The organism is Nitrosomonas sp. sh817, assembly GCF_030908545.1.
GTDB lineage: Bacteria > Pseudomonadota > Gammaproteobacteria > Burkholderiales > Nitrosomonadaceae > Nitrosomonas.
This window is the reverse complement of the sequence record NZ_CP133083.1, coordinates 1,668,148-1,694,808: the sequence shown is the minus strand read 5'-3', so window position 1 is coordinate 1,694,808 and position 26,661 is coordinate 1,668,148. Positions and strand designations below refer to the sequence as shown.

At 48.2% G+C, this 26,661-nt stretch carries 29 protein-coding genes; 12 read left to right on the top strand and 17 right to left on the bottom strand.

Annotated features, from left to right (window positions below; all coding sequences use genetic code 11):
* Window positions 1-37 precede the first annotated feature (37 nt).
* The 11 genes from RBH92_RS07960 to RBH92_RS07910 form a co-directional block, all read right to left on the bottom strand.
* Window positions 38-1,531 carry a CYTH and CHAD domain-containing protein gene (locus RBH92_RS07960; RefSeq protein WP_307931579.1) on the bottom strand — a complete coding sequence of 498 codons (1,494 nt, stop codon included), beginning with the start codon at window positions 1,529-1,531 and terminating at the stop codon, window positions 38-40.
* A gap of 40 nt (window positions 1,532-1,571) precedes the next feature.
* Window positions 1,572-2,384: a polyphosphate kinase 2 family protein gene (locus RBH92_RS07955; protein ID WP_307931578.1), complete on the bottom strand. Its 813-nt coding sequence runs from the start codon at window positions 2,382-2,384 to the stop codon at window positions 1,572-1,574.
* A 159-nt stretch (window positions 2,385-2,543) separates the two neighbouring features.
* Window positions 2,544-3,170 (bottom strand): PEP-CTERM sorting domain-containing protein, encoded by a 627-nt coding sequence (locus RBH92_RS07950; RefSeq protein ID WP_307931577.1) that lies wholly within the window; start codon window positions 3,168-3,170, stop codon window positions 2,544-2,546.
* A gap of 341 nt (window positions 3,171-3,511) precedes the next feature.
* A complete protein-coding gene (hslO, locus tag RBH92_RS07945; RefSeq protein WP_307931576.1) occupies window positions 3,512-4,366 on the bottom strand; it encodes an Hsp33 family molecular chaperone HslO in 855 nt (284 codons plus the stop codon).
* Between the two features lie 33 nt (window positions 4,367-4,399).
* A complete protein-coding gene (locus RBH92_RS07940; protein WP_307931575.1) occupies window positions 4,400-5,521 on the bottom strand; it encodes a Kae1-like domain-containing protein in 1,122 nt (373 codons plus the stop codon).
* Entirely contained in the window at window positions 5,508-6,422 is a 915-nt protein-coding gene (hypB, locus tag RBH92_RS07935) for a hydrogenase nickel incorporation protein HypB (protein WP_307931574.1), read from the bottom strand. The genes RBH92_RS07940 and hypB overlap by 14 nt, the downstream gene beginning before the upstream one ends.
* A 9-nt stretch (window positions 6,423-6,431) precedes the next feature.
* A complete protein-coding gene (gene hypA, locus RBH92_RS07930) occupies window positions 6,432-6,773 on the bottom strand; it encodes a hydrogenase maturation nickel metallochaperone HypA (RefSeq protein ID WP_307931573.1) in 342 nt (113 codons plus the stop codon).
* A gap of 95 nt (window positions 6,774-6,868) precedes the next feature.
* Entirely contained in the window at window positions 6,869-7,312 is a 444-nt protein-coding gene (locus RBH92_RS07925) for a hydrogenase maturation protease (RefSeq protein WP_307931572.1), read from the bottom strand.
* Window positions 7,313-7,501: 189 nt separating this feature from the next.
* Window positions 7,502-8,002, bottom strand: a complete 501-nt coding sequence (locus RBH92_RS07920; protein ID WP_307931571.1) for a TPM domain-containing protein — start codon at window positions 8,000-8,002, stop codon at window positions 7,502-7,504.
* Window positions 8,003-8,884, bottom strand: a complete 882-nt coding sequence (locus tag RBH92_RS07915) for a TPM domain-containing protein (protein WP_307931570.1) — start codon at window positions 8,882-8,884, stop codon at window positions 8,003-8,005.
* Window positions 8,885-8,945: 61 nt separating this feature from the next.
* Window positions 8,946-9,557, bottom strand: a complete 612-nt coding sequence (locus RBH92_RS07910; RefSeq protein ID WP_307931569.1) for a LemA family protein — start codon at window positions 9,555-9,557, stop codon at window positions 8,946-8,948.
* 321 nt (window positions 9,558-9,878) lie between these two features.
* On the opposite strand from RBH92_RS07910, the gene RBH92_RS07905 reads away from it, so the two are divergent.
* Window positions 9,879-10,265: a hypothetical protein gene (locus tag RBH92_RS07905; protein WP_307931568.1), complete on the top strand. Its 387-nt coding sequence runs from the start codon at window positions 9,879-9,881 to the stop codon at window positions 10,263-10,265.
* A gap of 73 nt (window positions 10,266-10,338) precedes the next feature.
* On the opposite strand, the gene RBH92_RS07900 is transcribed toward RBH92_RS07905, so the two are convergent.
* A complete protein-coding gene (locus RBH92_RS07900; RefSeq protein ID WP_307931567.1) occupies window positions 10,339-11,802 on the bottom strand; it encodes a dynamin family protein in 1,464 nt (487 codons plus the stop codon).
* A 492-nt stretch (window positions 11,803-12,294) separates the two neighbouring features.
* Here RBH92_RS07900 and RBH92_RS07895 point away from each other — a divergent pair, with 492 nt between their 5' ends.
* The gene (locus tag RBH92_RS07895; protein WP_307931566.1) at window positions 12,295-12,858 is read left to right on the top strand and encodes a DUF502 domain-containing protein; all 564 of its coding nucleotides are present in this window, start codon (window positions 12,295-12,297) and stop codon (window positions 12,856-12,858) included.
* On the opposite strand, the gene RBH92_RS07890 is transcribed toward RBH92_RS07895, so the two are convergent.
* Entirely contained in the window at window positions 12,779-13,774 is a 996-nt protein-coding gene (locus RBH92_RS07890) for an IS30 family transposase (protein WP_307931565.1), read from the bottom strand. The genes RBH92_RS07895 and RBH92_RS07890 overlap by 80 nt on opposite strands.
* 108 nt (window positions 13,775-13,882) lie before the next feature.
* Here RBH92_RS07890 and RBH92_RS07885 point away from each other — a divergent pair, with 108 nt between their 5' ends.
* The gene (locus RBH92_RS07885; RefSeq protein ID WP_307931564.1) at window positions 13,883-14,107 is read left to right on the top strand and encodes a DUF502 domain-containing protein; all 225 of its coding nucleotides are present in this window, start codon (window positions 13,883-13,885) and stop codon (window positions 14,105-14,107) included.
* Between the two features lie 22 nt (window positions 14,108-14,129).
* Here the strand turns inward: RBH92_RS07885 and ygfZ are convergent, their stop codons facing one another.
* A complete protein-coding gene (gene ygfZ, locus RBH92_RS07880; RefSeq protein ID WP_307931563.1) occupies window positions 14,130-15,170 on the bottom strand; it encodes a CAF17-like 4Fe-4S cluster assembly/insertion protein YgfZ in 1,041 nt (346 codons plus the stop codon).
* A gap of 19 nt (window positions 15,171-15,189) precedes the next feature.
* On the opposite strand from ygfZ, the gene RBH92_RS07875 reads away from it, so the two are divergent.
* On the top strand, window positions 15,190-15,717 hold the full coding sequence (locus RBH92_RS07875) for a protein YgfX (RefSeq protein WP_307931562.1): 528 nt from the start codon (window positions 15,190-15,192) through the stop codon (window positions 15,715-15,717).
* A gap of 138 nt (window positions 15,718-15,855) precedes the next feature.
* Entirely contained in the window at window positions 15,856-16,320 is a 465-nt protein-coding gene (locus tag RBH92_RS07870) for a hypothetical protein (RefSeq protein WP_292923902.1), read from the top strand.
* Window positions 16,321-16,419: 99 nt separating this feature from the next.
* On the opposite strand, the gene RBH92_RS07865 is transcribed toward RBH92_RS07870, so the two are convergent.
* From RBH92_RS07865 to RBH92_RS07855, 3 genes are all read right to left on the bottom strand, one after another.
* Window positions 16,420-16,782, bottom strand: coding sequence for an exosortase system-associated protein, TIGR04073 family (locus RBH92_RS07865; RefSeq protein ID WP_292923903.1), 363 nt, complete (start codon window positions 16,780-16,782; stop codon window positions 16,420-16,422).
* A gap of 171 nt (window positions 16,783-16,953) precedes the next feature.
* The gene (locus RBH92_RS07860) at window positions 16,954-17,472 is read right to left on the bottom strand and encodes a hypothetical protein (protein WP_307931561.1); all 519 of its coding nucleotides are present in this window, start codon (window positions 17,470-17,472) and stop codon (window positions 16,954-16,956) included.
* Between the two features lie 203 nt (window positions 17,473-17,675).
* On the bottom strand, window positions 17,676-18,215 hold the full coding sequence (locus RBH92_RS07855; RefSeq protein ID WP_307931560.1) for a hypothetical protein: 540 nt from the start codon (window positions 18,213-18,215) through the stop codon (window positions 17,676-17,678).
* A gap of 712 nt (window positions 18,216-18,927) precedes the next feature.
* Here RBH92_RS07855 and RBH92_RS07850 point away from each other — a divergent pair.
* From RBH92_RS07850 to RBH92_RS07820, 7 genes are all read left to right on the top strand, one after another.
* Window positions 18,928-19,797: a phosphoribulokinase gene (locus RBH92_RS07850; protein WP_292923906.1), complete on the top strand. Its 870-nt coding sequence runs from the start codon at window positions 18,928-18,930 to the stop codon at window positions 19,795-19,797.
* Between the two features lie 147 nt (window positions 19,798-19,944).
* The gene (locus tag RBH92_RS07845; protein ID WP_307931559.1) at window positions 19,945-22,149 is read left to right on the top strand and encodes a UvrD-helicase domain-containing protein; all 2,205 of its coding nucleotides are present in this window, start codon (window positions 19,945-19,947) and stop codon (window positions 22,147-22,149) included.
* Window positions 22,150-22,248: 99 nt separating this feature from the next.
* Entirely contained in the window at window positions 22,249-23,511 is a 1,263-nt protein-coding gene (locus tag RBH92_RS07840; RefSeq protein ID WP_307931558.1) for an ABC transporter substrate-binding protein, read from the top strand.
* A gap of 9 nt (window positions 23,512-23,520) precedes the next feature.
* Window positions 23,521-25,395, top strand: coding sequence for a sensor histidine kinase (locus RBH92_RS07835; RefSeq protein ID WP_307931557.1), 1,875 nt, complete (start codon window positions 23,521-23,523; stop codon window positions 25,393-25,395).
* A complete protein-coding gene (locus RBH92_RS07830) occupies window positions 25,392-25,832 on the top strand; it encodes a response regulator (protein ID WP_307931556.1) in 441 nt (146 codons plus the stop codon). The genes RBH92_RS07835 and RBH92_RS07830 overlap by 4 nt, the downstream gene beginning before the upstream one ends.
* 65 nt (window positions 25,833-25,897) lie before the next feature.
* Complete coding sequence (locus RBH92_RS07825) at window positions 25,898-26,236, top strand: cupin domain-containing protein (RefSeq protein WP_307931555.1); 339 nt, start codon at window positions 25,898-25,900, stop codon at window positions 26,234-26,236.
* 28 nt (window positions 26,237-26,264) lie between these two features.
* The gene (locus tag RBH92_RS07820; protein ID WP_307931554.1) at window positions 26,265-26,618 is read left to right on the top strand and encodes an arsenate reductase family protein; all 354 of its coding nucleotides are present in this window, start codon (window positions 26,265-26,267) and stop codon (window positions 26,616-26,618) included.
* Window positions 26,619-26,661: the final 43 nt, after the last annotated feature.

Sequence of the window (26,661 nt, the reverse complement as noted above, 5' to 3'; positions counted from 1 at the left end):
TCAATCCATGCATTCAGGGATCGAGCAAAGGTTGTATTTAACGCCAGAATAATTTAGACGCCAGCAATTCTTCCCAAATCTCATGGGATACCCGGGCCGTCTGCTTGGCCTGGCATTGCAATACCCCGGACATTTGTCCGAGTGCAAAGCTGATCGATGCGGTTCGCTTCGGCAGCTTCTGCAATAGCTGCCGGGCAATCACGCGATCATTCGTTGTTCCCAGCTCATCTTGCAGCGCGGATAATGTGCTGATGAAACGATCGGTATGCTTAGGAGGATAGACCGGAGCAAAAATGTCGATGGCATAACGGAGTTTTTTAGCCGCTATCCGGGTTTCGTGGCGTCCGGCGTCACTCAATTTTGCAAAATTTTGCCCGCGCTCGAGTAATCTCTGCCAGCGAGCGTCGAGAACCGCCTGCGCCCAGGATTTTGCCTGGCGTTGCTGATCATCGGCGGGGAGCGATAACAGGTTGTGGCCGAGCCCGAGTATGAGTTGTGTAAATGCCGGTTTCGATAGCACTGCCTGCGCCCGCTGACGAGCTTGCGCAGCCGCATGATACAGCCTGTCCAGGACGATCTCATCCACTCCGGAATCGCCATCCGGCGTTTCGAGTGTTGTCAGAATCATGGGCAGAATTTCGTGCTGAAAAACATCCCAATCACGCGCCGGATTCGAGGTGATCATCAGTTGACGCAGCGGTTGATTAAATCCGCTGACGGTTTTGCGGAATGGCTTCCCCACCGCGACCGCGGTCAGCAACCGCCGGACGGCAACGCGCACCTGGTGCAAGTATTCAGCGTGATGCGCTTGTTCCAGAAAGCCGGGCACATTCGCCGTCAGATGAACCAGTGCGGCTTGCATGGTGGCATGCCAGACAGCACCGGCAAGCGGATTCTTTTCAAAGGCGGGGCGGTTGAATTTGACGGGCGACGAAGTCATTGCGCCACATAAGAGATAGCCGCGTTCAGCCTTGCTGCGCGGTTCAATCTGCAGCGGGACATGACGCAGTAATCGCTGCGCTGTTTCGAACAGAAATTCCGCTGCGCCTGACTTAAGCTCAATTTCGACTTCGCTGATCGTCCGGTTGGATTCTCCGGCGATTATTTTTCCGGTATCGAGCGCTACCTCGGCTTGCGCGTCATCATTCCCAACGAGCCAAGTAATTCGCTGAAATTCCGTGATAAATACCGGAACGACCCGGCGGTGCTCAATCCCGGCGAGCAGCTCCAATGCTTCCACCGGCAATGCGGTGAAATCCGGCTGGTTGCCGTCCGCCACCGTCATTTCCCATTCCGGACGGCTGGTCAAAGCACCAACAGAGCGTGTCTCGGCTTTCAGCGTTTGTATCCAGCGTTCTTCAACACGGCGTAAGCGTAAAGCGATACGGCGGCGGAATAAGTCAAATCCAGGGGTATCGAAGTAGACGCTATGCAGCGTGCGTTGTTGATGGCTGATGCGGCGCAGTAGCGGATGGCGCCGGAAACGATCGTGATGATCGGGATTGATGGCCAGCTTCAGTTCGATTTCCATCGCTGTTCTCCTGTTGTGCGCGCTGTTCGCTATCGGGGCATTACTCAATCTTCAGCGTATCGAAGTCAATATCGCTAACCGGAGGCGGCGTGGTGAGCTTCATGCATTTGAGCGCATCGATAATGCGATCGGCGATGACCAGATTGCGGTACCACTTGCGGTTGGCTGGGACGATATGCCAGGGTGCATGGGAGGTGCTGGTTGCAGCCAGCATGGTTTCAAATGCACGGATATATTGATTCCAGAATTTGCGCTCTTCCAAGTCTCCGGTATTGAATTTCCAGCGCTTCTCCGGGTTGTTGACGCGTTCTTCCAAGCGCTTTTTCTGCTCGTCTTTGGAAATATGCAGAAAGAATTTCAGGATTGTGGTGCCGTTCTCGGTTAATAATTCTTCGAATTCGTTGATTCGATTAAAACGTTGCTTGACTACCTTATCCGAGATTAAACCATGCACCCGGGTGATCAGCACGTCTTCGTAGTGCGAACGGTTGAAAATGCCGATTTGACCTTTGGCCGGCGCTTTCTGATGCACGCGCCATAAAAAATCGTGACCGAGTTCTTCCGCCGAAGGAGTTTTGAAAGTAACGACTTTGCAGCCTTGCGGATTGACTCCGGACATCACATGCTTAATCGTGCTGTCCTTGCCGCTGGTATCCATGCCTTGCAGCACAATCAACAATGCCCGGTTGTTATTGGCGTATAGCCGTTCTTGCAACGCACCCAGTTTTTTTACCAGTTTCTTCGTGACCGCTTTGGCTTTATCTTTGCCGTTTTTTGGGTAATCGCCAGTACTGTCGGGGTCGATTTGCGCAAGATTCAGTTGACTGCCAGGTGGTACAAGATGCGCTTTCATTGAATGATGACACTCCGGTTATTGTGAAATGCCGCAGGTTTTTGCGATAGCTCTGGAAAGTTAGGGCACGAACCTTTGACGATAATAAAGACTACTCGTCAAAAAATAAACCCCGGCGGTGAGGGCGGGGTTTATGAATAACAAACTTAAGGAAAGAACTTATACAGCTTGTTTTTTGCGGCGTAGCGAGAAACCGAGTATGCCAAGTCCGGCCAACAACATCGCGTAGGTTTCAGGCTCCGGAACAGGGGAGATCTCTAATGTAGGCGCAAAAAATTGACCGCCGTAATATCCGGATAAAATACTGGGCGGTAATGTCGCTTCCAAGCGCGCTGCAAAATACTGGCCGCTGCCCAGCGATGAATTGACGAGCGCAGTGACGTCCAGGCTCCAAGTTTCTCCACCCGCAAAGCTATTAACAGCAACGAAGGAGCCATTAAAACGGTCGTTCACGGAAATGATCCCGTCCGCATCGTTACCGCCATAGAGCGAAATGAATGCCGGACCGGAGCCGCCATATAATGAATTGAAATTCCAAGTGAGCACCGCGCTTCCTACAGAAGACGTTGAACCAAGGTCGAAAATCGCGTAAGGAATATCGATGAATCCGGGGTGGTTTAACGCGTAATTGCCGACACCTAACCCATCTTCCGCGCCGATGCTGTAGAAAGGATTATTATCGATGATAACTTGGTTATCGATGAGCGGCACCGAAGCAGCCATTGCGGTAGCAGGCAGCAGTGCCGACAAAGCGGTAATGCCGATCAGTTTATTAATTGTATTCATGTGAATCTCCACTTTCATAAAAATTAAAGCTACGAAAATTTGGAATTGCCGGGATAGGTATTGCGTAAACATCCAATAAATATAAGCGATGTAATTCAATAACTCCTGGCCCGTTTTTTTTGTTTTGATACACCGGCAGTGACCCAATCGTTTGAAAAGCGAACCCGGTATCTCTCTTGCTTTGCCACGTTGGTATTTTTAATCGCTTCTCAACGCGCGATACTAACACAATGTTTTATTTCCAAGAACATGCAATGTTGACTGCATTGCATAGTACATTTGTCCTGGTTTTGGTGTGCCTGGATTTTAGAAACAAACGATTTATCAGCCACGTACGCCGATTAATGAATCGTAGGCCCGGCATCCTTAAAAACCGCATCGATTGCCAGCGCGTCCAGCCGGTATTCGCGATTGCAAATGTCGTCGTTAATCACAACTTCACCGAATTCCTGCAAAATAGAATCGACTTCCTTACGCCCCAATGAGCGCAGCATTGCGTAAATTTTAGCCGGATTGGCCTGGCAGCCATATTGCACGTTTCTGGCATCAAAGATTCGAACGGTCTCTTGATAAAACAGGCGTATCAAAATTTCCTCAACAGGCAAATCGGACAATTGAAATTCATGGATCGTTGCGGCCAAGGCTTCAGCGCGGGTCCAACCGTCTGGATCGAGCAAATCGGCGTTAGGAAGTTTTTGCAGTAATAATCCGAAAATCGCGTTGTTGGTGGCGATCAGAAACATGCGGGTTTGTAATTGCTCGGATTGATTGAAATAATGCTCGAAGATTTCGGCGATGGTGCCGCCGTTAAGCGGTACGATACTTTGATACGTTTCCCGCATCGATAGCATGTCCAGTGTGAGAATCAGTTGTCCGTGTCCTAGTAATTCGGGCACTGAATCTGTTTCAATTTGCCGAGCGCATTTTGCCATGCCCCGCAGCTGTAAATTTTCCGTGCAATCCAGAACCAGCATCGAAACCGGACCATTACCGGTTAATTGAATGGTCAAACGGCCCGTTTGTTTGAGATTCTCACTCAATAGCAGGGTCACGGCGCTCATTTCTCCCAGTAAATGCGTAACAGGATCAGGATAGTTGCGGCCCGATAAAATATCTTGCCAAACCGAATCCAAATGAACGATAGCGCCGCGTATGTCGAGATTTTCCAGCAGAAAGCGCTGTACGTAGTTGCTCATTTCAAAACCTTTGCGTATGTGATTGAGCTGTTATTATAACCCTTTGCTTTGCAGCGCGACCCAAGCTTGCCCCAACGAGATCGCACGATCGTCAGGGGGTAATCGTTGCGGCAATAACACTTCAAGACCGGCAACGGAGAGTTTCCGTTCAAGACCTTGCCGCAGCACGGCATTATAAAAACAGCCGCCGCCAAGCGCGACGCTGGAAATTTGATAATGTTCCGCCGCTTTCATTACCCACTCGCTCAAGCCATCGACCAAGGTGGCATGAAAAAGAGCGGCTGCAAAAGCTTCATCATCTTTGTTATCACGGCAATCGATCAATGCCGAAAGGGTCGGCGAGAAATCCAATTCATTGTCCGCAGTGAGTCGATAGCCCTGAGTCAAGGGGGGAGTCGGCCCAAAGCGCTCTGCAAGTTGTTGTAGCTGAACGGCTGCTTGTGCTTCATGGGTTTGAATCAAGTTGATGCCAAGCAAACCCGCTGCGGCATCGAATAACCTGCCCATACTCGAAGTTTGAGAACAATTGAAGTTTTTCAGCAACATGGATGTAACCGTTGCGGCTGCGGGTTGACCGGCATAACGCAACATAATTTCATTGTGCCGGTTCAGCCGGGCAAGGGCGGCGGCTGCCATGCGCCATGGTTCGAGCGCTGCACGATCGCCGCCCGGCAGCGCCAAGGTTGAGAGATGACCGAAGCGCTCGAATTGCGCGCCATCGACCCATAGTAATTCACCGCCCCAAGGCAGATTATCGGTGCCAAGCCCCACGCCATCTAAAGCTAACCCGAGCACTGGCCGGATCACCTGATGCTCGGCGCAAATCGCGGCAATATGCGCATGATGGTGCTGCACCGGCAAAATAGGGATCTGCCGCTGCTCGCTAAAGGCCTGTGCAAACTGCGTGCTGTAAAAATCCGGGTGAAGATCGTGTGTTATCACATCTGGCAGCTCGGGATTGATACGGAGCATGCGTTGCACGGTGTTATCGAATTGCGCCCGGGCTTCGGCTGTGCCTAGATCGCCGATTAGCGATGATACGAAAGCGGTGCTACGGTGCGTCAGACAAACAGTATTTTTCAGCCAGGCGCCACATGCCAGAACGCTGCGATCGGCATTCATGAGCGGAATAGCGATGTCTTCAGACTGATTCAAGCGGCGTAGAATGGTTGTTAAGGGTTCCGGGTACGATAGCCGCGCGGCGGCAATTGGTTTCTATCCATTCGCACCATGCTTCCATGCCGCTTCCTTGCGTTGCCGAAATTTGAATCACCGGCAGTCCGGGATGAACGCGATGTGCGTAGTCAATGGCCAATCCGGTATCGAAACTCAGATAGGGCAATAGATCGCATTTATTCAGCAGCATCAGATCGGCGGCATGGAACATATCGGGATATTTCAGCGGTTTATCTTCGCCTTCGGTAACCGATAAGATCACGATTTTGTGCGCTTCGCCAAGATCGAAGCTGGAGGGGCAGACCAAATTGCCGACGTTCTCAATGAACAGCAAGCTGTTATTTTGCAGCGATAACTGCTGGATCGCTTGCATCACCATGTGCGCATCCAAATGACAGCCTTTACCGGTATTGATTTGAATTGCCGGAACACCCGTGGCACGGATCCGCGCAGCATCGTGATCGGTTTGCTGGTCGCCTTCAATCACAGCGATTGGAAATTTATCCCGCAACTCTTCAATAGTTTTAACCAGCAGGCTGGTTTTTCCGGAACCGGGGCTGGAAACCAGATTCAGTGCAAAAATCCCGCACTTCGCAAAGTATTGACGGTTTTCAGTGGCGTATTCATTATTTTTGTCCAGAATATCGCGTTCGATTTTAACCATACGCGCCTGACTCATTCCCGGTGCATGCATCCCCGCGATACCGGCGCCAAAATCAATCTTTTTCGGGCTTTCGGCAGTTGCCGGTGCGGTAGGATGATGCTGATCACCAAGATCTATGGAGCGGAATCGCAGCGGTTTACCGGAATTTTGCTGCGGCTCAATCGATTGACCGTTAATGCGAGTGTGACCGGTACCGCATCCGCAGGTTGTACACATAAAACCTCCTTACTCGACTTCCAATTCTAAAATACGCATCCCACCGCCTTGGGTGATCGCGCGGGCGTAACTGCCGCAATGCGAACAGGCCTGGTCATGCGATACAATGGGAAAACATTGCCGGCATTGCGTGCACAGCGCTTGTCCTGCGATTTCAATTATTTCCAGTTTAGCCTGCCGGGCCACGCTATCTTGCGTCACGATTTCAAAATAAAAACGCAGTGACTCCAATTCGACACAAGCCAGTTGCCCGATTTCCAGAAAAACCGTTTTAACTCGTGTAAATTGCTGTTCGTGCGCAGCATCCTCAATGATTTGCAGCAAGTTCTCAGCGAGAGAAAGTTCGTGCATCGGTTGTTACTGCAACCCAAATAAACCGCCTAGTCCCATTACCGCGACGAAAAGCAGCGGTATCGCCCAGATTTTGATTTTTAGTGTCAATTCTTTCATTTGCATTGTAATAGCCATTGCCCGATGGCCGCCGAAGCGGCTTGCAGATTGCTATCGGCTTGCTGGCTTAAGCGATCGCCTAACTCAAAGGAATATCCCCGGATGCGCAGTAACAATGACGGAGGCGGCGGACACCGGTAGATTTGCTGGAAAGTATAAAGTAAAGCTGCCGGTGTTACTGCATGACTGGTGTAGCTATCGTCTTTATTGGCAAATACTTCGGAAAACTCAAAAGGGATTTTGCAAGCCACATCGGCATCGACAAATACCACTTGGCCGTACCCCATCAAATCGGCAGCATGTTCGACCATCAGTTGCATATCGACAAGACTGGTTAAGTGCGGAAGCTTATATTGATTGATCCGCTCAATCAATAACGGCCCCAGCGCATCGTCGCCGCGGCTGGGATTGCCGTAGCCGAAGAATAACAATTTGTGCATGAATGAATGACTCTTCCTAAGAAAAGCAAGAATACCGGAGGTTTGGGGAAACGCTGATTAATTGACTGCGCGAGCGAATCGCATCAATGCGCGGTACTTGCATCCTTGCCTATCTTGTTGATATGTCTCGGTTGCTGCGTTCCGTGCGTCTCGTGCTTCATCTCATTCGTTGAATTAACCAGCATTTTCTTAGAGTATCACCGGTTTATCCGGCAACTCATTTTTTTCTTTTCCGATATCAGGCGGGAAATGTTTTTGTAATTGCATGCCAACTGCCCGGATTCCTTCGATGACGCCGGTTTTGAATTGCTGTTGCCGGAATGAAGTTTCCATCATGCGGCATATCGTTTCCCATTCTTGGGCGGTCACTTTGGCGTGAATGCCGCGGTCGGCGATGATTTCAACGTCGCGATCCGCGAGCAGCAAATAGATCAGCACACCGTTGTTTTGCTCGGTATCCCAGACACGGCGTTGCGAAAAAACCTCGATGGCCCGTTCGCGGGCGGTTTGGTTTTTCAGCAAGGAAGCCATGTTGAGTGATGCTTCCACGGCAAAACAAATTTCACCGCTATGTTGCGCTTCCGATTGCCGGATTGCCTGTTCGATGGCTGCGAGCGTATCGGTCGGGAATAACCGACGTACTGCCAATTGCCCGGTCAGAAAATGCTGCAGCATCCGCGATAAATTCATCTACCATCTCCCCGATGCGCCGCCACCACCAAAACCGCCTCCGCCGCCGCCAAAGCCGCCACCTCCACCGAATCCGCCCGAGCGGAAATTACGACCCGGCCAATAACCGCGATTACCCCGATAGATACCGCCGCCGGGATTTAAAAAGAGCGTTGCGATGAATCCGGCTATGGCAATGAAGATCGCGGTGATCAATGAAGAAAAGAGCAACCACCCGATGAGTCCCAGACCGATTCCGGTCACGGTTGCTCCGGCAAGCCTGCCGAGCATGACTTGTAAAATTCTTCCGAATACAAAAAGAAAAATCAGCAGAAAGACAAAGGCGTCGGAAAGCGATTCCGGATGACTCGGCCGGTTATTTTGCGCCGGAGGAAGCGATTCGCCTTTGATGGTTGCAAGAACCGCATCGACACCGGCATCAATACCATCGGCAAAATGACCTTGTTTAAAGTGCGGCGTGATGATTTCGGTGATGATCCGCTTTGCTTTTGCATCCGGTAGCGCGCCTTCGAGACCGTAACCGACTTCCAAGCGCAGCGACCGGTCATTTTTTGCTATCAGCAGCAATACGCCGTCATCAATGCCTTTGCGTCCGAGTTTCCAGGCTTCGGCGACGCGCATGGCATATTGTTCGATGGTTTCGGGTTTGGTGGTGGGTATTATCAGAACTGCGATCTGACTGCCCTTATTTTTCTCAAACGCTGCTAATTTTTGTTCCAATTGAGTAACTTCACCGGCGTTTAACGTAGCCGTCAAATCGGTAACGCGTGATTTAAGATCCGGGACAGCGACTTCCGCATGACTATGCGCAGCGAAAACGGATAGGCAAGCCGCGACTATCAGCGCATATAACCAATACCGGATCGTGTGATTGAATGTCATTTTGAACGTTAATCAACAACCGGTAAGTTCTAGAGAGTGATGTAGTGCAACGGTTTGCATGTCATTTTCCCGGTATGCCGGGCGCATGAAAGTCAACATCTGGAGGCGCGGAAATTTCTTGTTCATTTTTCACTGTGAAGCTGGGTTTTGTTTGAAAACCAAATATCATGGCAGTGAGATTACTCGGAAAAGACCGAACCACGGTATTATATTCTTGCACCGCTTTGATATATCGATTACGAGCAACCGCGATACGATTTTCCGTTCCTTCCAATTGTGCTTGTAAGTCACGGAAATTTTCATCGGATTTTAATTCCGGATAGTTCTCAACAACCACGAGCAGCTTTGACAGCGCACTCGTTAAATCACCTTGCGCTTGCTGAAACTTAGCAAAAGCGTCGGTATCATTGATCAGATCCGGTGATGCCTGGATACTTCCTACTTGAGAACGCGCCTGGGTGACATTCAGCAGCACTTCTTTTTCTTGAGTTGCAAATCCCTTAACCGTATTCACCAAATTGGGAATCAGATCGGCGCGGCGCTTATACTGATTCAAAACTTCCGCCCAGCTGGCTTTAATTTGTTCATCTGTGGATTGCAGCGTATTGTAGCCGCAGCCGCTCAAGAATAGCGTACTCAGAATGATCATTCGAAATAATAGCGTCCGTATCATCTTTCCCTCGATCAAATAGAAATTGATTAGTTAATTGCAGTAATGATCTTATTCGTGATAACTATAAATAATATGATTGAATTCAAGAAAATCAACGCATGCATTGCGAGTATTGATTTGCGGCGGTTGAATTAACTGAATGGCTTATGATAGTCCGTGTATTTTTATTGAAGTTCTGTAAAATAATCAGCCTGGATACAATGATTATAATCATACCGGTTTTAATTTTTTTATTAAGTGTCAGAATCCAAAGAAATTGACGATGTGCATCAAATAATTGTCTTAATGTATTAATTTTTTTAAAGGGAGAGTTTTATGAGTATGGAAAGTGAGATGAGAATGAGATTTGGAGGTTTTTGGAACTCCCTCATTTTGCTCATTGTAATTATTATTTGTTTACGCTTTTCAAGCCTTGAGTTTGCGGATGAAGGCTTAACAAAACGGATTTTCAGCGCCTTGCATCTCTTTTTAGGGTGTGTTGCGGCAGGCTTTTTATTGGGGATTTTTAAGATCTTCCTCGCATTTTCCAATCAAACGTATACACGCGCGCCGGCATCCGCAAATTTCGCATTAGGTCTTAAATATGGCATTGTGGCCGGTGGAATGTTGATTCTGATCGTGGGTATGTTGCAACTGGATAATTTCCTGGGGGTATTTCAACCGATCGTTACTGGTTTAATCGCAAAGTTGACGGCTTTTTTTGTATAAACAAAAACCGGGGTCAGTCAGAAACCGGCTGCCCCGGTGATATCAGTAAAACTCCTTCTTCATCGTTTTTCGTTCAAACCTGCGAGTTCTCGCCGCCATTACCGGAAGGATTGGTGAATTGATCGTTCAAAGCTTGAATGTAATCATTGGCTTCATTGATGACCTCATCAATCGTTTGTTGCGTGGTTTCATTCCAACCTGCTGGACCTGACAGGAACATCGGCCGGATTGCGGCGGTGCTTTTGTTGAAAGCTTGCATATATTGCTTATAGGTGTCTTGATCATTACCTAATTCGGCAGCCAGTTTCTTTAGTAAGCCATTGGCAACCGCGCGGCGGATGGAAAAATGAGTATACAGAATCGTGATTACTATCAAAGCTGCGATAACAACCGAAGTGGTATCGTGTTGTTGCAGATTTTCCTGAAAGGCCGGCAACAAACTCCAGGAATCCGTCAAGTGTAAAGCGGTTCCAGCTAATACGGCTAATGAGCTGAATGCCAAACCGTCAAACAGTATCACTTTGCTTTTCCATTTGCTCAGCATGTCGGAAAGTTTGACGACAAAATGATTCTTGATGCTCTTGGCGGTTTGCTCAAGTTTTCCGACGATACGGTATGAACGTTCAACCTCGATTTGACGAACGCGCGCGTTGATATCGGCCATGTCCTCTTCGCGCTTTTTCTCGAAACGTTGTCGGATATGCGGGTTGGTGATCGGAACAGCGGCGCTGGGATTATAAATGCGATAAAAACGGCCGCTAATCAAACCGACTTCGGCTAACGAACGCTGCCAAGCTGACACGACTTCTTCGGGATTGTCTTCTTGCGCAGTGACATCGATTTGATTCAGGATATATAAAAATTTATTGGCATCGGCGCGGTTTACGCTGGCCGAAACCAGATAAGCCAACGTATCCTGCATTGCCTTCGGTTCCGGGTGGCGGGCGTCGAAAAAAACCAGAACCAGATCGGATAGATTGATAATGTGTTGCGTTAAGCGCAATGTCGATGCACGTTGATTATCAGCGTCAAAGCCAGGAGAATCGATCAGAATTTTTCCGCGCAGGGTCTCTGAAGGGCAGGTCTTAAGTTGCAGGTAAGCATCAATTCGCTCTTGTCCGGCTTCTGAAATTTCTTCGATGCTGCGGCTAATCTGAAAAAAAGGAAAACGCGGATCAGCGTCTAATGCAATTCCAGGAAGGGTTTTCGCTTCATTGTGACGGCTGTAGCAGATCACTGTGAATTTATCATCGACCGCTTGATTACCGGTGCGCTGCAGCGGTAGTTCCAGATATGAATTGATAAAAGTGGATTTGCCGGCGGAGAATGTTCCCAGAACCGCGATCATCGGCCACCATGTCACAAAAGTCGCATAAGATTCGTCCTTACCCAGCAGTCCCATACTATGACCCACATAATCCATTTTCCTGAAGCTTTTGACAGCATTGGCCAGCGTCGGATTGTCCGGATGTTCGTCAGTCAAATGTTTTTGTAAGCTTTTGAGGTACTTGTTAATTTGTGATGAGCTTTGTGACATAACGATCAATCCCTTTTATTTTCTAAATATATTTCATGAACATTGGTTAAGTAATGCGGCGCGCGCTCATTGTTAAAACATTCATACTTTATACAGCGCGCATAGTGGTCAGTCATTGGATAAACAATCACTAAGGAAACGCCGATTAATTGACTATACGAGCGAATCACTTCGTTGCGCGGCACTCGCTTCCTCGCCTATCTTGTTGATATGTCTCGATTGCTATGTTCCGTGCGCCTCGCGCTTCATCTCGTTCGCCGAATTAATCAGAGCTTCCCTAAAAAACTCACCGGATTTTATCAAGAACACAGCTGGGTTGCCAGTCAATGCCATCGCATAGACTTATGATAGCTTGACGCTTAGTGATATTATCATAGCCAATTTCAGAAGAGCCAAATTTTGGTTAATCGCTCCATTCGAAATGAGATTGCCGGATTGGCATAAAACCGGTCGTATGCAATTCAATCAATCGTTAGAGAAAGAAATCTGGCCATGACAGCGGATAATAATCCAGAACAAAACACTGCGCGTGTCGCGCACATTGGGCGGTATATCCTTATCGGTTTTCTGACGGTTGCTCCTCTGTGGGTTACGTGGCTGGTATTCGATTTCTTGTTAAATTTATTGGCAAGTATCGGTGCCCCGCTATTAAAAGCAATGGCACGTGCAATACGCCCTTTCTCCGACACGACTGCCAGCTGGTTGCTGGATTCGAATTTTCAGCACGCTGTTGCGGCATTGCTGACGATCGCTAGCTTGTATGGAATCGGCCTGCTGGCTTCTTTTGTGATTGGCAAAAAAGTGATCGATATTTACGAAAAAATCCTGGCCAGATTACCGCTGGTGCAAACAATTTACGGCGCGACCAAGCGGTTTTTGCACACGATTAGCCAACCGCCTGTGACTGGCCAGCGTGTGGTTCTAATCAGCTTCCCGTCGTCAGAAATGAAAGCCGTTGGCTTTATTACCTGCGGATTCAACTTCGAAGTGCAACACCTAGCGGTGGCTTGGTATAGCGCACCGTCTTTCCGAAGAACACCTCAAACGGGGTTCTGAATCCAAGCACCTTGCGCGGTCGATGGTTGAGTCTATCCACCGCCCATTGTACTTGTTCCTGGGTCACCTTAATCAATTCCATTCCCTTGGGGAAATACTGCCGCAGCAGCCCATTGCTGTTCTCGTTCAAGCCGCGCTCCCATGAATGATAAGGATGAGCGAAGTAGATATCCACATTGAGTTTCGCAGCAATGGTTTCATGCTCCGCAAATTCTTTCCCGTTGTCGAATGTCATGGTGTGGCACTTGCGTTTATGGGGGCGCAGCAATCGCGTTACCGCCGCCGTTACGCCCGATGCATGTTTGCCGGGCACTTGGGCTGCCAGAATGTAGCGCGACTTCCTCTCGGCCAGCGTAACCAATGCGCCTTGATGGTTCTTGCCGATTACGGTGTCGCCCTCCCAGTCGCCTATGCGGTTCTTCTGATCCACGATCCCCGGACGCTCATCAATGCCGATCCGGTTCTTGATCGTGCCCCGGCGCTCTTGACCGCTCGCATAACGCTTCCTGCGGGGCTTCTGGCAACGCAAATGCCGCCACAGGTCGCCACCTCGACGCTTGTCTGCATATATGTGCAAGTAGATCGTCTCGTGACTGATCTGCAACACACTTTCCAAAGCAAGTCGACGGGCCGCTTGCTCCGGACTCATGTCCAGCCGAACCAATCGCTCAACTTCCGTCCAGTCCGACATTGATAAACGCTGGGCGTTGGCGCATTGTTTTCGGCGCTCGTTCCGTAATTCCTGCGCCTGCTTGGGATACCAGTCACGCCGACCCTTGTTCCGCCTGAATTCCCGCGAAATCGTCGACTTGCTCACGCCCACTGCATCCGCTATTCGCGATTGGTTCAAACCCGCCTTCTTCAAGCCGGAAATCTGGTATCGTTGCTCGCTGGTGAGCTGCTTGTAGTGCTTCATCTGTGCTCCTTCTACTTGGTCGTTTAAGAAGCTCCGATACTACCGCAGCTTGCTTCCTAAACTTCCTTACAAAAGTTGCACTTCAATTTTGAATCCACCACCAAAATCATGCGGGATAAAGACACTGGAAAACAACTGGCTGCGGTTTATGTACCGACCTCGCCGAACCCGACCTCCGGTTATATCGAAATCCTGCCAATGGAAAACGTGATATTAACCGATTGGACTACCGAGGAAGCGATGACATTTGTCGTGACCGGCGGCACCAATGCTCCCGAAAGTTTGCGTTTCTCGCAAAAAACAAAACAGCAAGAGCCAATTGATCAAAGATAACAGTGTGACCGGAACGAATGGTTCAGGCTGGCAATGGATAGGGTAGGGACCGGAATTCCAGGACCGGGCCCTGTAATGAATGGCAGTGGATTTCACTTGCATCATCACTGCTGCACTGCACGACGGCTAAGGCATCGAATCCGCCTTGTGGAGACGGCGCGGCATTCACGATATTTCCACTGGATTGATCGCCGGTTTCGACACTATAGAGAGCGTCACCGGCTGTGATCGCCGAGTTGGCTGCTACGTGAACCAATTGCATGCGCCGCTTGAGCTTTCCAAGATACTGCGTACGCGCCACAATTTCCTGTCCCGGATAGCAGCCTTTCTTGAAACTAACGCCACCGATTGCATCGAGATTAATCATTTGCGGCAAAAACATTTCCTGGGTTTCGGGCAAGATCGCAGGAATTCCCGCTTGAATCTCCAGCCAATCCCAACAACTAAATCCTACCGGTCTGGCGTGCCGGGCGAGCCGATCCCACAATATTTGAGCATTCTCTACGGTAGTGATAATTTCCACGCGATTGATTGAGTGATAAAGAATGCTTAACTTCTCGGTATGTTGCATGCACATCGGGCCGGAAAAATCGTTGAGGGAGTTATCCGCTTCCTGAACGAGTGCGATCGCATCAGGACCGGCAATGCCAAAGCGTATCCATTGATCACTGCAATCGGTGATGGTTACCTTTGCTCGCAATACATACAACGATAGCCGTTTTTGGATCGCATGCAGCATGCTAACAGGTAATTGCATAAACAGTTCATTGCCGTGTTGCCACACGATGAAATTTGCCAATACTCTACCTTTGGGTGTGCAATAACTGCCATATTTTGCTGTGCCCAAACCAATCTCATAAATATCGCAACTGAGCTGACTTTGCAGAAAAGCTTTTGCATCGCCACCGGAGAATTGAATCAAGCCTCGATGAGAAAGATCGGAAATAACCGTCGTGGTTTCTGTTGCAAGCAATTCAGCGGCGCTGTCGCCGAAATGTATTACCGAATCATCTTTGACAACCGCGGAATGTTTAGTTAAATAGTTCTGCCATTCAGTATTCATAATCTTGTCAGCATTCAAATTGACGAGATTATACGATAAGCGCTTTGACTATAATCAAGCGCGGGTTTTAAAAGAATTCGCTCAATTACAAAAAAACTTTCCCGACTTGACCATGGAAAATCTGATCATCCGCCGCAAGCCTTCGTATTTGCTGGCAGCGATCTTGATAATTGCGCACACGGCAACCGCCTGCGTATTATGGACGCTGGCGCTATCTTGGATATTGAAAAGCATGACAATCATTTTGATCATCATCAGCCTTATTCATTATGTGCGCAAAGATGCTTTGCTGATGGCGAATAATGCGGTGACTGAATTGGTTTTGACAGAGAATAGTCAATGCGTGGCAACAATGCGTTCAAATAAGAAAATTGTCTGTAATATCCTTAATAATAGTTTTGTGTCGCCTTATCTGTCTGTATTAATTTTGCAACCGGAAGGAAATTTTTTTACAGATAGCATAACCATCTTGCCGGATGGTATTGATGACGAAGCATTCAGGCAACTTCGCGTGTGGTTGCGGTGGAAGTGGAAACCGGGTGAATGAGGTGGTGTTGGATTGGTTGCCGCGAACGATTCATCAAATAATTAGCCTGACTAAGCGGCTTCGTCATGTCATCACTATTGCGATATACCGGAAAATAATCAGGAAATTTTTATCGATTCACCTACACGTACGCCAACCATGGTTAAATTAGTTGAAAATCTTTTTGCAGGGGCATTATTGCTATTCTTTTTAAATGGCTGTGGCTCGCTTGCAACCACCCATCAGCAACCATTTATCGATGTCAAGTTAATCGGTGTCTGGTCCGGTGAGTTCTTGGAAGAAGGCGGTTTGCTAAAACGCTGGACGCAGACTCGAAATGCCGATGGTTCCTACGCCATTGATTTTAGTTTCACCGACGCGAATGGTGAAAGCACGCATTTCAGCGAATCAGGCCGCTGGTGGGTCGAGAAAAGTTTGTTTCATGAGATTTCCTTGCCGGACATGAAATTACCCGAAAAATATCGATACTCCTTTAAAGAGAAAGATTGTGTCCGGTTTGACTTGATTGAAAGTGACGGATTGGCTGAAGAGCCGGGTAGTTATGTATTTAAAGAATGTCTGATTGCAGATTCGCCACCGGCAATCATCAGCAATACCATTTGACTATTGGATGAATATACGGAACGGTTGGCGGGAAAATAACCGGAAACCGCTCGCCATCAGATTATTAAATTACCAATCGGATGGCGAGAAAGAACCGCGTTAGCGCATATGTGATTCAACAAAAGCAGTTTCTCGGTTGAAATCATCCCATATATAAGCGGGTTTCACAAAAGGCGTTGTGGGAATTAAAAAAGTGGCGATATCAAAAGCACCGCTCAGTGAGCGCCCGACAGCATTTGCGATTCCTGTTAAAAAACCGACAGTCATGCCATGAACGACACCATCACGATTGCCGACAATCGTGATGGTTTTTGGAATTTCAGCGACACCGGTTACTGCATTGGCAAGCCCGTTACCAAGCTTTTCCATGACTTTATCAGGGTATTGCTCGGCAAGCGCTAATTGCGGCAGTGCTAAAGAAATTATGAATACTGCCAGAAGAGTTTGAAGCAATTTGATCATAACGAGTCCTTATAGTGTTAGAGATAATCAATTTAAGCCGATTGGCACCGGTTTATCAGTGTCCATAGTGCTGGGAAATACTGATTAATTGCCTGTACAAGCGATTTGCTGGGTCAAATGGTGCTCAGAAACTCACCTGTCTTTATAGATATAGATTTTGTTTTTCCCATTCTATCTGCCTTGCTGAGCAGGCTGCTTCAGAATTCCAGTAATCCGCTCAACCTCACGCTCTATTTGACTTTCCGGGTAATCCAGGTTTTGTAATTCAGTTCTGATTCGAAAAGCCATTTCAAGCACGAGCAGGTCGGTGACATTTTTATCACCGCGCTTTAACGCTTCCGGATATTCCGATTGGAAACGGCTGATCGCATCCATCAGCGGGCCGTTGTTGATTTTCAAACTGGATAGAATCGAATCCAGTTCGTATTTCAAATTTCCAGAGATAGCAGGTTGAACAGTTTGAGCCGTAGATTCCGGTTGATACGGTAGGTATTTGGGTACTAAAACTGAAACGATGATCAAAGCGACTCCTGAGCCAATTGTAGTTAAGACGAATTGCCAGAGCTTATATTCTTTGCCACGTAGTTTTACTATTTTGATTCGCTTCGCGCCAAATCGCACTTGGACAATTATTCCAACGAAAAACAAGATGGCGCCAAATGCCATGATTATAGGTACAATCGGATGCACAATTAACTCCTAAGTTATTATTCTAAAATATATTTATTCTAATATATTGGCAATGCATTAACGAATTGCGAATTATATCTGATTCAACAGGGTTATTTTTTTGATTATTTTAGCGCATTATCATACCGAGTTATTGCAAGTTCAATAAACCGGGAGTTATGCACCCGATAAGCATGCGAACCGCGACCTTTTTTAAAGCTTCTTCAGCGTAATGGCGGTGGCGGTGGATTTCCTGGCGGCGGTGGCGGCGGGATAAATTCGGGAGCCGGTGATACCGGGTTTCTAGCCCGACTTACGGGTGGGTCTTCAGTAATTCTGCCAGCTATGGGTACCCGATGACCTTTGGCGTACATGCATTGGATATAACCGATATCATAGCGTTGCTGATTGACATACGCGGAAGTGCTGGCGGTACCGGAGCCAACCAATCCTCCGGCCAATAACCCTGCGCCGGCACCCACAGCGGCTCCACCACCGCCAGCAATCGCCGCTCCCGCAGCCGCTCCCAGACCGGCGCCAATGGCTGCGCTTTCCAAACCGCTCGACTGCGCTGATTGCCGGGGAGTCGTGCCGCCCACCTGTTCATAAGCATAGCTGCGGCACTCGTAGTCATCCGCGCGGAACTGTTCAAAGCTTTTGCCGGTACCCGGTAACGCCATGACACTGGGTCCCGATGGCAAATGCACGCATGCAGCCAAAAAACACACGACACAAGCTGCACATAACGAATTGACTGTTTTCATTGAGGATTCTCTCTAAGGAAATACTGATTAATTGACTGCACGAGCGAATCACTTCGTTGCGCGGTACTCGCTCTCTCGCCTATCTTATTGATATGTCTCGGTTGCTGCGTTCCGCGCGCCTCGTGCTTCATCCCGCTCGCCGAATTAATCAGCATTTCCCAAATAATCATAGTGTGGCGGGTTGAGTACATTCCTTGATAACAGGATAATAGTCTCGCGGATCCTGATAAAAATGCCGGTAGCGTGTCTAGGATAGTAATTCTCCGGTTCATGTTGCTGTCTGTAAATGGGTGACAAAAAAAGAATCGTTACTACCGCCAATCTTGGATGATATTAGACTGCAATGAAACAGTAATAAAACAAATAACTGACCGGTTATCATTGCGTGTTTTTCATTGTGAATGCAATTGACGGCCAAAGATAAAAATTTTTCAAAAGTGTTGCGAATACTACAGGTAATTTATGCCTATACAGCGTCTTGGTATACAATAGTCACGAAATTTTAGGCAAAGTATCTGACCGGTATTATTTTTGTAAGTTTCCATACTTACATTTTCAATTTTGACGGCTTGATTTCCCGATTCTGATGACGCACGAAGCAAGTCATGGCTGCTGACTATCAACAGAAACAGTATCATAGCGATGCAAAATTTCCATCGAAGGCTAATATGGTCCGGTAATTTTATTATTATATTTTTAGGAGAAAATTAGAATGTCGCAAAAACACCCGGTTATCGCCGTTACCGGATCTTCAGGTGCAGGCACCTCAACGGTAAAGACCAGCTTTGAACATATATTCCGTCGTGAGAAACTGAATGCAGTGGTGATTGAAGGCGATAGTTTCCACCGATACGACCGCGAGGCGATGAAGCATGCCGTGGCGGAATCAGAAAAAAATAACGGGCGTCCGATTAGTCACTTTGGACCAGAAGCTAACGAATTCGAGAAACTGGAAGCGCTGTTTAAGGAATACGGTGAAAAAGGAACCGGTCAAAAGCGCTTGTATCTCCATAACGAAGAAGAAGCCGCGCCTTGGCAGCAAAAACCGGGAACGTTTACGCCATGGTCATCCATACCGGCGGGTTCCGATTTGCTGTTTTACGAAGGCCTGCATGGCGGCGCCAAGAGCGATACCGCTGATGTTGCAAAATATGTCGATTTGCTGGTCGGTGTTGTGCCCATTGTCAACTTGGAGTGGATTCAAAAAATTTATCGCGATACCAGTGCGCGCGGTTACTCGGCAGAAGCAGTGACGCATACCATTCTGCGCCGTATGCATGATTATGTGCATTACATTACCCCGCAGTTCTCCCGCACGCATATCAATTTTCAACGGGTGCCGACAGTCGACACATCTAATCCGTTTATTGCCAGGGAAATCCCGACATTGGATGAAAGCTTGGTGGTCATTCGTTTCAGATATCCTGAAATGGCCGATTTCCCTTACTTGTTAAGAATGATTCACGATTCGTTCATGTCCCGCCCCAATACGATTGTCGTTCCAGGCGGAAAAATGGGTATGGCGATCGAGTTGATATTGACGCCACTGATTTTGGATATTGTCGCCAAAAGCAGAGCTTAATCACGCTGGGGCAATTCCGGTTAATTCATGAATCGCGACGCATTGCGGCGATAACAGAATCGCGATTCTGAATTAACCAATGCGGCGCATTACGGATTATTTGTATTTTCAGATCAAGTCTGAGATTAATCGCAATATACAAGCTGCATGACATCCTTACTCACGGATCTTAATCCACAGCAACTGGAAGCGATTACCTTGCCGCACCAGTCCGTGCTGGTTCTGGCCGGTGCAGGCAGCGGCAAAACGCGCGTGCTAACGACGCGGATCGCGTATTTGATTCAATCCGGCCAAGCCAGTCCTCACGGCATTCTGGCAGTGACTTTTACCAATAAAGCCGCCAAGGAAATGCTGGCGCGCATTTCCGCGATGTTGCCCATTAATCCGCGAGGAATGTGGATTGGAACATTTCATGGGCTTTGCCACCGTATGTTGCGGGCGCATTTTCAGGATGCCGGGCTGCCGCAAACATTCCAAATCCTCGATTCCGCGGACCAATTGGGGCTTATCAAAAGAATCCTGAAAGATTTGCAGGCCGACGATAAAAAATTTCCGCCCCGGCAGGTGCAATGGTTTATCAATAATGCCAAGGAAGCCGGGTTGCGCGCGGCTTATGTGGTGGTCGAGGACGCTTTTTCCCGCCGTATGCTGGAATTTTATCAAGCGTACGAACTGCAATGCCAGCGGGAAGGCGCGGTTGATTTTGCGGAATTACTGCTGCGCAATTACGAATTGCTGACTCGCAATGAGCCGCTGTGCCAGCACTATCGCGCGCGGTTCCGGCATATCCTGATCGATGAGTTTCAGGATACCAATCAATTGCAATACAAATGGCTGAAATTGCTGGCCGGCACGGAAACCGGACATGCGGCTGCGGTGTTTGCCGTCGGCGACGACGATCAAAGTATCTATGCCTTTCGCGGCGCATACAGCGGGAACATGAAAGACTTTGAGCGTGATTTCGGTATTTCAACGGTGATCAAACTCGAACAAAACTACCGTTCGCACGGTTATATTCTCGATGCCGCCAACGCCTTAATTGAACACAATAGTGAACGTCTCGGTAAAAACCTCTGGACATCGGAGGGAAAAGGCGAACCCCTGCGGGTATACAACGCACCGAATGATTATGACGAAGCCGCTTTTATCACCGATGAAGTGAAGGCATTGCGGGATGACGGCGTTGCATTGTCCGAGATTGCCTTGCTGTATCGTTCCAATGCGCAATCGCGGGTGCTGGAACATAGCTTGTTCAATGCCGGCATACCTTACCGGGTATATGGCGGGATGCGGTTTTTCGATCGCCAGGAAATCAAACACGCATTGGCTTATTTGCGTCTGATTGCCAATCCCGATGACGATAGCGCGTTACTGCGGGTGATCAATTTTCCGGCGCGCGGGATTGGCGCCAGGAGTCTGGAGCAATTGCTGGATGACGCCAAAGTGCAAGGCATCAGCTTGTGGCAGGCGGCTCTCGGAAAAAGCGGCGGTGAAGCGGCGGTCTTGCAAAAATCTGCGGAAGCTTTAAAAGGCATAGCGGGTTTTGTGCAGAAGATGTTATTCATGAGGCGGGATTGCGCGGCGCTGCCGTTGCCGCAAATTATCGAACACATGCTGACTCACAGCGAATTATCGTCGCATTACGCAAAAGAGCGGGAAAGTGTCGAGCGATTGGAAAACTTGCACGAACTGATCAATGCCGCCGCCAGTTTTGTGCACGAAGCGGAAAATGACAGCCTGGCGGAATTTCTGGCGCATGCATCGCTGGAAGCCGGCGAGCATCAGGCGGGCAGCGGCCAGGACGCCTTGCAACTGATGACAATTCATGCGGCCAAAGGACTGGAATTTCACAGTGTATTCCTGAGCGGCTTGGAAGAAGGACTCTTTCCGCACGAAAATAGCCTCAATGAGATCAACGGATTATCCGAAGAAAGGCGTTTAATGTACGTTGCCATGACGCGCGCGCGCCGCCGCTTGTATTTGAGTTTTGCTCAAAGCCGTCTGCTGCATGGTCAGACGCGCTATAACATCGCATCGCGGTTTCTGGATGAAATACCGCAGGATTTTTTGAAATGGTTAAAATCTCCATCACCGCAAAATTTTAGTTTTGCTGCTAATACCACGAATTATTCTCCGGGTGCGCCTTCTTTTTCCGGATTTTCGCGTCAGCATCCAAAGAGTATGACCGGCCTGCCTTGGAAAATTGGCCAGAGTGTACTGCACGACAAATTCGGAACCGGCGTGATTATCGATTACGAAGGCAGCGGCGGCGATACCCGCGTGCAAGTTAAGTTTGCACAAGCAGGAACAAAATGGCTGTTGATGTCGCTGGCAAAATTGACGGCGCTATGAACTGATTGGACAATTAATCGTTTTCTGGCAGACTGTGCGGTATGCTTGCTTAATTGATTTGATCGGTCGTCATTTGATTAACTTCCTGAGAATTTATCGATGGATCGCCGGACTTTTTTACGACAAAGCGGCGCAATCGCTTCCACAGCCGTAACCACCCTTGCTTTTCCAAGGATTGCCAAAGCCTATAACCGGAAACCGACGATCAAGGTGCTCGGCACCCATGTGACATTGCAGGAAACCATCCGGATTCAGGCCGAAAAAGATCTTGGCATCAATATTCAGTTTTTTCCGGGTGGCGATGCCGAAGTATTGCTGAAAGCTGCAACCGATCCGCGTAGTTTCGACATCTATGAGCAATGGTCCGACAGCATCAAAGTACTCTGGATGGCGGATGCTATTCAGCCAATTAAAATCAATAAGTTGCAATACTGGCCCGAGATCAATGAACTCAGCAAAACCGGGCGGTTGACGACGGCCGGATCAATCGGACTTGGCGATGCGCCGCATAGAATATTGTACTTTCAACCGGATGGCAGCTTGGGATCAACGCCGGCAGACGTTATCAGTTTTTTGCCTTACGTGCATAATGCCGATTCCTTTGGCTACAATGCCGCAGTCATTCCCAGAGGCATTCCCTATGAAACCGAGAGTTGGAGCTGGCTGCTGGACAATCGTTACGCCGGGAAAGTAGCCATCGTTAATGCGCCCACTATCGGTATTTTTGATCTTGCGCTTGCAGCTCAGGCGCAAGGGCTGGTGGCATTTAACGATATGGGTAATATGAGCCGTGTGGAAATCGATGCGCTCTTTGAAATCGTTATCGCAAAGAAACGGCTTGGGCATTTTCGCGGTGTCTGGTCGTCCGTACCCAATTCCATCGAGTGGATGGCAAATGGCGAAGTCATTTTATCCAGTATGTTTTCACCGGCGGTCAGTGTTCTGAACGGTAGAGGCGTGCCTTGCATTTATGCGGCGCCAAAGGAAGGTTACCGGGCATGGCATGGCGTCATGTGTCTGTCGAGCGAAACGCAAGGGGAGCGTGAAGAAGCTGCCTACGCATTTATGAATTGGTGGTTGTCAGGGTGGCCGGGGGCTTTCATCGCGAGACAAGGCTATTACATTTCCAATCCGCAGCGCTCCAAAACCTTTATGTCGCAGGCAGAATGGGATTATTGGTATGACGGCAAGCCTGCGGCGGAATCGTTGTTAGGCACGGATAACAAGATTGCTGTCCGTCCGGGTGATATACGAACCGGCGGTTCCTACATAAAAAGATTTGAAAATGTCGCGATCTGGAACACCGTAATGGCTAACTATGAATATAGCTTGATGAAATGGAACGAGTTTCTCTTGGCGTGACATAATACTTTGATTAAATATCTCATTGACCATTTTAAGCTTCGCCAGCGCATTAATGCCGGTTATATTTTTGCGGGCATCCTGATTTTTTTTGTGATCGGCATTACTAATTTTACGTTTCATAAAACCACTGAAGATTTTCGTGATTTTGTTTCTTTCAGCACGAAAACCCGGATTGATTTGCTACTCACCGCGCAGGTTGCTGAAATACAGCGTCAGGCGCTCATTTATGCGCATTACGGACATCTGTCAGCGGCTGATGAGGTCATCCGTCATTACGAAAATCTGCTTGGTCAAATAGAGCAGAATTTAGAAACTGAATTACCGCTTACCACGCCACTCTTAAGTGAAATCAAACATCACTTGGAAAATTACTATTCAGCTTTTTTACAAGTAAAGCAACAACGAAGCCTGCAACAACAATTGCTCAATGTGGATTTTCGTGAGGATGCGACAAAAGCCGAACGCCTGATCCAAGAGCTGATCGCCCTGGAGGAAGAAAATCCGGGATTGCAATTGATACTGAAAAGCGTGCTCAATCGCGTGTTGCTGGTTGAAAAGAATTTGTTTCGTTACCTGGATTCCCTCGATTCCAGTTATGTGTTGGCGGGAAAACAAAATTTTATCGATGCGCTGAGTTTCTTAAATGCGCTCGACCATAGCGGAGTTGCCCATTCCAAGCTCGATCAAGTGTTTGATAGGCTTGATCGATATCAGCATCGCTTTAATGAATCCGTGCAACTGACGCGAGGCTATCTCTATTTGATTAATGTGGTCATGGCTGCGGAAGCCTATGAAATTCTCTATCAATCAAAAAAACTGTCAGCGCTGCTGGCGGATGAAATAGCAGTCAAGGAACATGGGTTTCTAGCGAATGTGAATGACGCGTTGCATTTGTTGCTGACAATGGGAACCGTTTTATTGCTACTGTTATTATTGTTCTCTTATGTGATCAGGCAAAGCATCATCCGTCCGATCTCGCGCATCGCGATGACTTTCCGGAATTTGGCGCAGGGCGTTAACAATGCGCCCATTCCAAATTATGTCGTGCGCGACGAGATCGGTGAACTGACTGAAGCTGCTAACGCTTACCGGAATATGAATATACGCACCGAGCAATTGCTGCACGAATCGATGGAATTAACACGCGCGCTGGAACAAAGCAACAACGATCTGGAACGCTCGAATGACGAACTGGAACAGTTTGTTCATACCGTATCGCACGATTTGAAATCACCCCTGGTAACCAGCATGGGTTTTATCAGCATGATGCGGAAGCTTGCCGATCAGGGAAACTATCAGTTAGCCATTGAAAAGCTGGAAAAAGTGATCACTTCGATCACACGCATGGAACAACTGATTAATGATTTACTGGATTTGAGCCGCGTAAGCCGGATCGAAACCGAGATGAATCCGATTGATTTGAATGTCCTGCTGCAACAGTTTGCCGAGCATCAAAGCGAGGAATTAAAGAAAGCGAATTTTGATTTAATCATCCATCCGGGATTGCCGGTGATCAATGGCAATGAAAGCCGCTTGCTGCAGTTATTTGAAAATATACTTTCGAATGCGATTAAATATGCGCATAATACGGAGCAAGGGCCGCGGCTTGAAATTGGCGCGATACACAGCGATCAGCAGTGGCTGATCTTTTGCCGGGATAATGGCGAAGGGATCGATCCGGCGTTTCATCAAAAAATTTTCGGCTTGTTTTATCGATTGAGTTCGCAGCAGGGAGGTTCCGGAATCGGATTGGCTATTGCTAAGAAAGTCATGAAGTTTCACGGCGGTGATATTTGGATTGAGTCATCTCCCGGAAACGGCGCGACATTCTGGTTGAAATTTCCATTGGTAAAAAAGGTTGAAAACGAGAATTCACCATGAAATCTGACCATCGGAACCTGCTACTGATTGAAGACAGCGATGAGCACGCGGAGCTGACCAGTTTTTACATTTCGGAGCATCGCCCTGATATCAATGTAATTCGTGTCGCAGACGGCGGTGCGGCAATGGCCTATTTTGAATCAGTCCGCAACCGGCAACAACCGATGCCATGGCTTTGCATATTGGATTTGCAGCTGCCGAAATACGATGGCCATGAGATATTGGCTGCAATTAAGACCGATGCATCGCTAAAAGTCGTTCCTGTAGTTGTTTTTACCACTTCGGCAGCGGCCAAAGATATCCACCGTGCGCTCGAAAATCAAGCCAACAGTGTGATTACAAAACCGATGGGTGCGGATCGTTATGAACAAGCGATTGAATCGATTTTGAGTTATTGGGAACTCAATCAACATCATTTGGCAATTCCGCGATCGTGAGACACCGGAATCTCGGCAATAAGATTTAAAAATAAAAGACTTATAACTGATAAATGAGGTAAATCATGCTGAAAGCGGTGTTAACGGACTTGATGCAACGAATTCCTGGAAAAGCCAGCCCCGAATGGCCTTCAGGCGAACCCTTCACGCTGGCTTTTGCGCATGGCACCATGTCGGTTGAAGTTTACGCTCCGGAAGGGACCGATATCCAGACGCCGCATGATCAAGATGAATTGTATTTCATTCATTCCGGTCACGGCGAAATCGTAGTCGCCGGGGAGCGTCATGCATTTGAACCGGGTATGGTTTTTTTTGTAGCGGCGCATGTGGAACATCGCTTCGAGAACTTCTCACCGGATTTTGTCACGTGGGTTGTGTTTTGGGGACCTAAAGGCGGTGAATAGCTTTAGAATAACCGCTAAATAATTGTTTATGATTAAATTATATGGCTATAAGAAATGCAGTACTTGCCGGAAAGCCGAGCAATTTTTGCAGCACGCCGGTGTTGCGTATCAATTTATCGATATTACCGAAAATCCGCCGGATGCCGTGGAGCTTGCCGCAATTGCCCGGCGTGCGAATGTATCCGTGAACAAACTCTTCAATACCAGCGGTTTGCAGTATCGTGAATTAAACATTAAAGAACGATTGACGGCATTGTCCGATCAGCAAAAGATCGATTTGCTGGCAAGTAATGGCCGTTTGATCAAGCGGCCGCTGATTGCGGACGGGGACCGCGCTACCGTGGGTTTTGATGATGAACAGTTTGCCGCGATCTGGTTGTAGGATGGTCGCTTTCACGCCGATTCGCTGGCTGGCAAATGCATCG

Bases quoted from the DNA above. Each gene is read 5' to 3' on its own strand.
- RBH92_RS07960 (WP_307931579.1), bottom strand. From the start codon at position 1,531: ATGGAAATCGAACTGAAGCTGGCCATCAATCCCGATCATCACGATCGT.
- RBH92_RS07955 (WP_307931578.1), bottom strand. From the start codon at position 2,384: ATGAAAGCGCATCTTGTACCACCTGGCAGTCAACTGAATCTTGCGCAA.
- RBH92_RS07950 (WP_307931577.1), bottom strand. From the start codon at position 3,170: ATGAATACAATTAATAAACTGATCGGCATTACCGCTTTGTCGGCACTG.
- hslO (WP_307931576.1), bottom strand. From the start codon at position 4,366: ATGAGCAACTACGTACAGCGCTTTCTGCTGGAAAATCTCGACATACGC.
- hypB (WP_307931574.1), bottom strand. From the start codon at position 6,422: ATGTGTACAACCTGCGGATGCGGTACCGGTCACACTCGCATTAACGGT.
- hypA (WP_307931573.1), bottom strand. From the start codon at position 6,773: ATGCACGAACTTTCTCTCGCTGAGAACTTGCTGCAAATCATTGAGGAT.
- RBH92_RS07925 (WP_307931572.1), bottom strand. From the start codon at position 7,312: ATGCACAAATTGTTATTCTTCGGCTACGGCAATCCCAGCCGCGGCGAC.
- RBH92_RS07920 (WP_307931571.1), bottom strand. From the start codon at position 8,002: ATGAATTTATCGCGGATGCTGCAGCATTTTCTGACCGGGCAATTGGCA.
- RBH92_RS07915 (WP_307931570.1), bottom strand. From the start codon at position 8,884: ATGACATTCAATCACACGATCCGGTATTGGTTATATGCGCTGATAGTC.
- RBH92_RS07910 (WP_307931569.1), bottom strand. From the start codon at position 9,557: ATGATACGGACGCTATTATTTCGAATGATCATTCTGAGTACGCTATTC.
- RBH92_RS07905 (WP_307931568.1), top strand. From the start codon at position 9,879: ATGGAAAGTGAGATGAGAATGAGATTTGGAGGTTTTTGGAACTCCCTC.
- RBH92_RS07900 (WP_307931567.1), bottom strand. From the start codon at position 11,802: ATGTCACAAAGCTCATCACAAATTAACAAGTACCTCAAAAGCTTACAA.
- RBH92_RS07895 (WP_307931566.1), top strand. From the start codon at position 12,295: ATGACAGCGGATAATAATCCAGAACAAAACACTGCGCGTGTCGCGCAC.
- RBH92_RS07890 (WP_307931565.1), bottom strand. From the start codon at position 13,774: ATGAAGCACTACAAGCAGCTCACCAGCGAGCAACGATACCAGATTTCC.
- RBH92_RS07885 (WP_307931564.1), top strand. From the start codon at position 13,883: ATGCGGGATAAAGACACTGGAAAACAACTGGCTGCGGTTTATGTACCG.
- ygfZ (WP_307931563.1), bottom strand. From the start codon at position 15,170: ATGAATACTGAATGGCAGAACTATTTAACTAAACATTCCGCGGTTGTC.
- RBH92_RS07870 (WP_292923902.1), top strand. From the start codon at position 15,856: ATGGTTAAATTAGTTGAAAATCTTTTTGCAGGGGCATTATTGCTATTC.
- RBH92_RS07865 (WP_292923903.1), bottom strand. From the start codon at position 16,782: ATGATCAAATTGCTTCAAACTCTTCTGGCAGTATTCATAATTTCTTTA.
- RBH92_RS07855 (WP_307931560.1), bottom strand. From the start codon at position 18,215: ATGAAAACAGTCAATTCGTTATGTGCAGCTTGTGTCGTGTGTTTTTTG.
- RBH92_RS07850 (WP_292923906.1), top strand. From the start codon at position 18,928: ATGTCGCAAAAACACCCGGTTATCGCCGTTACCGGATCTTCAGGTGCA.
- RBH92_RS07845 (WP_307931559.1), top strand. From the start codon at position 19,945: ATGACATCCTTACTCACGGATCTTAATCCACAGCAACTGGAAGCGATT.
- RBH92_RS07840 (WP_307931558.1), top strand. From the start codon at position 22,249: ATGGATCGCCGGACTTTTTTACGACAAAGCGGCGCAATCGCTTCCACA.
- RBH92_RS07830 (WP_307931556.1), top strand. From the start codon at position 25,392: ATGAAATCTGACCATCGGAACCTGCTACTGATTGAAGACAGCGATGAG.
- RBH92_RS07825 (WP_307931555.1), top strand. From the start codon at position 25,898: ATGCTGAAAGCGGTGTTAACGGACTTGATGCAACGAATTCCTGGAAAA.
- RBH92_RS07820 (WP_307931554.1), top strand. From the start codon at position 26,265: ATGATTAAATTATATGGCTATAAGAAATGCAGTACTTGCCGGAAAGCC.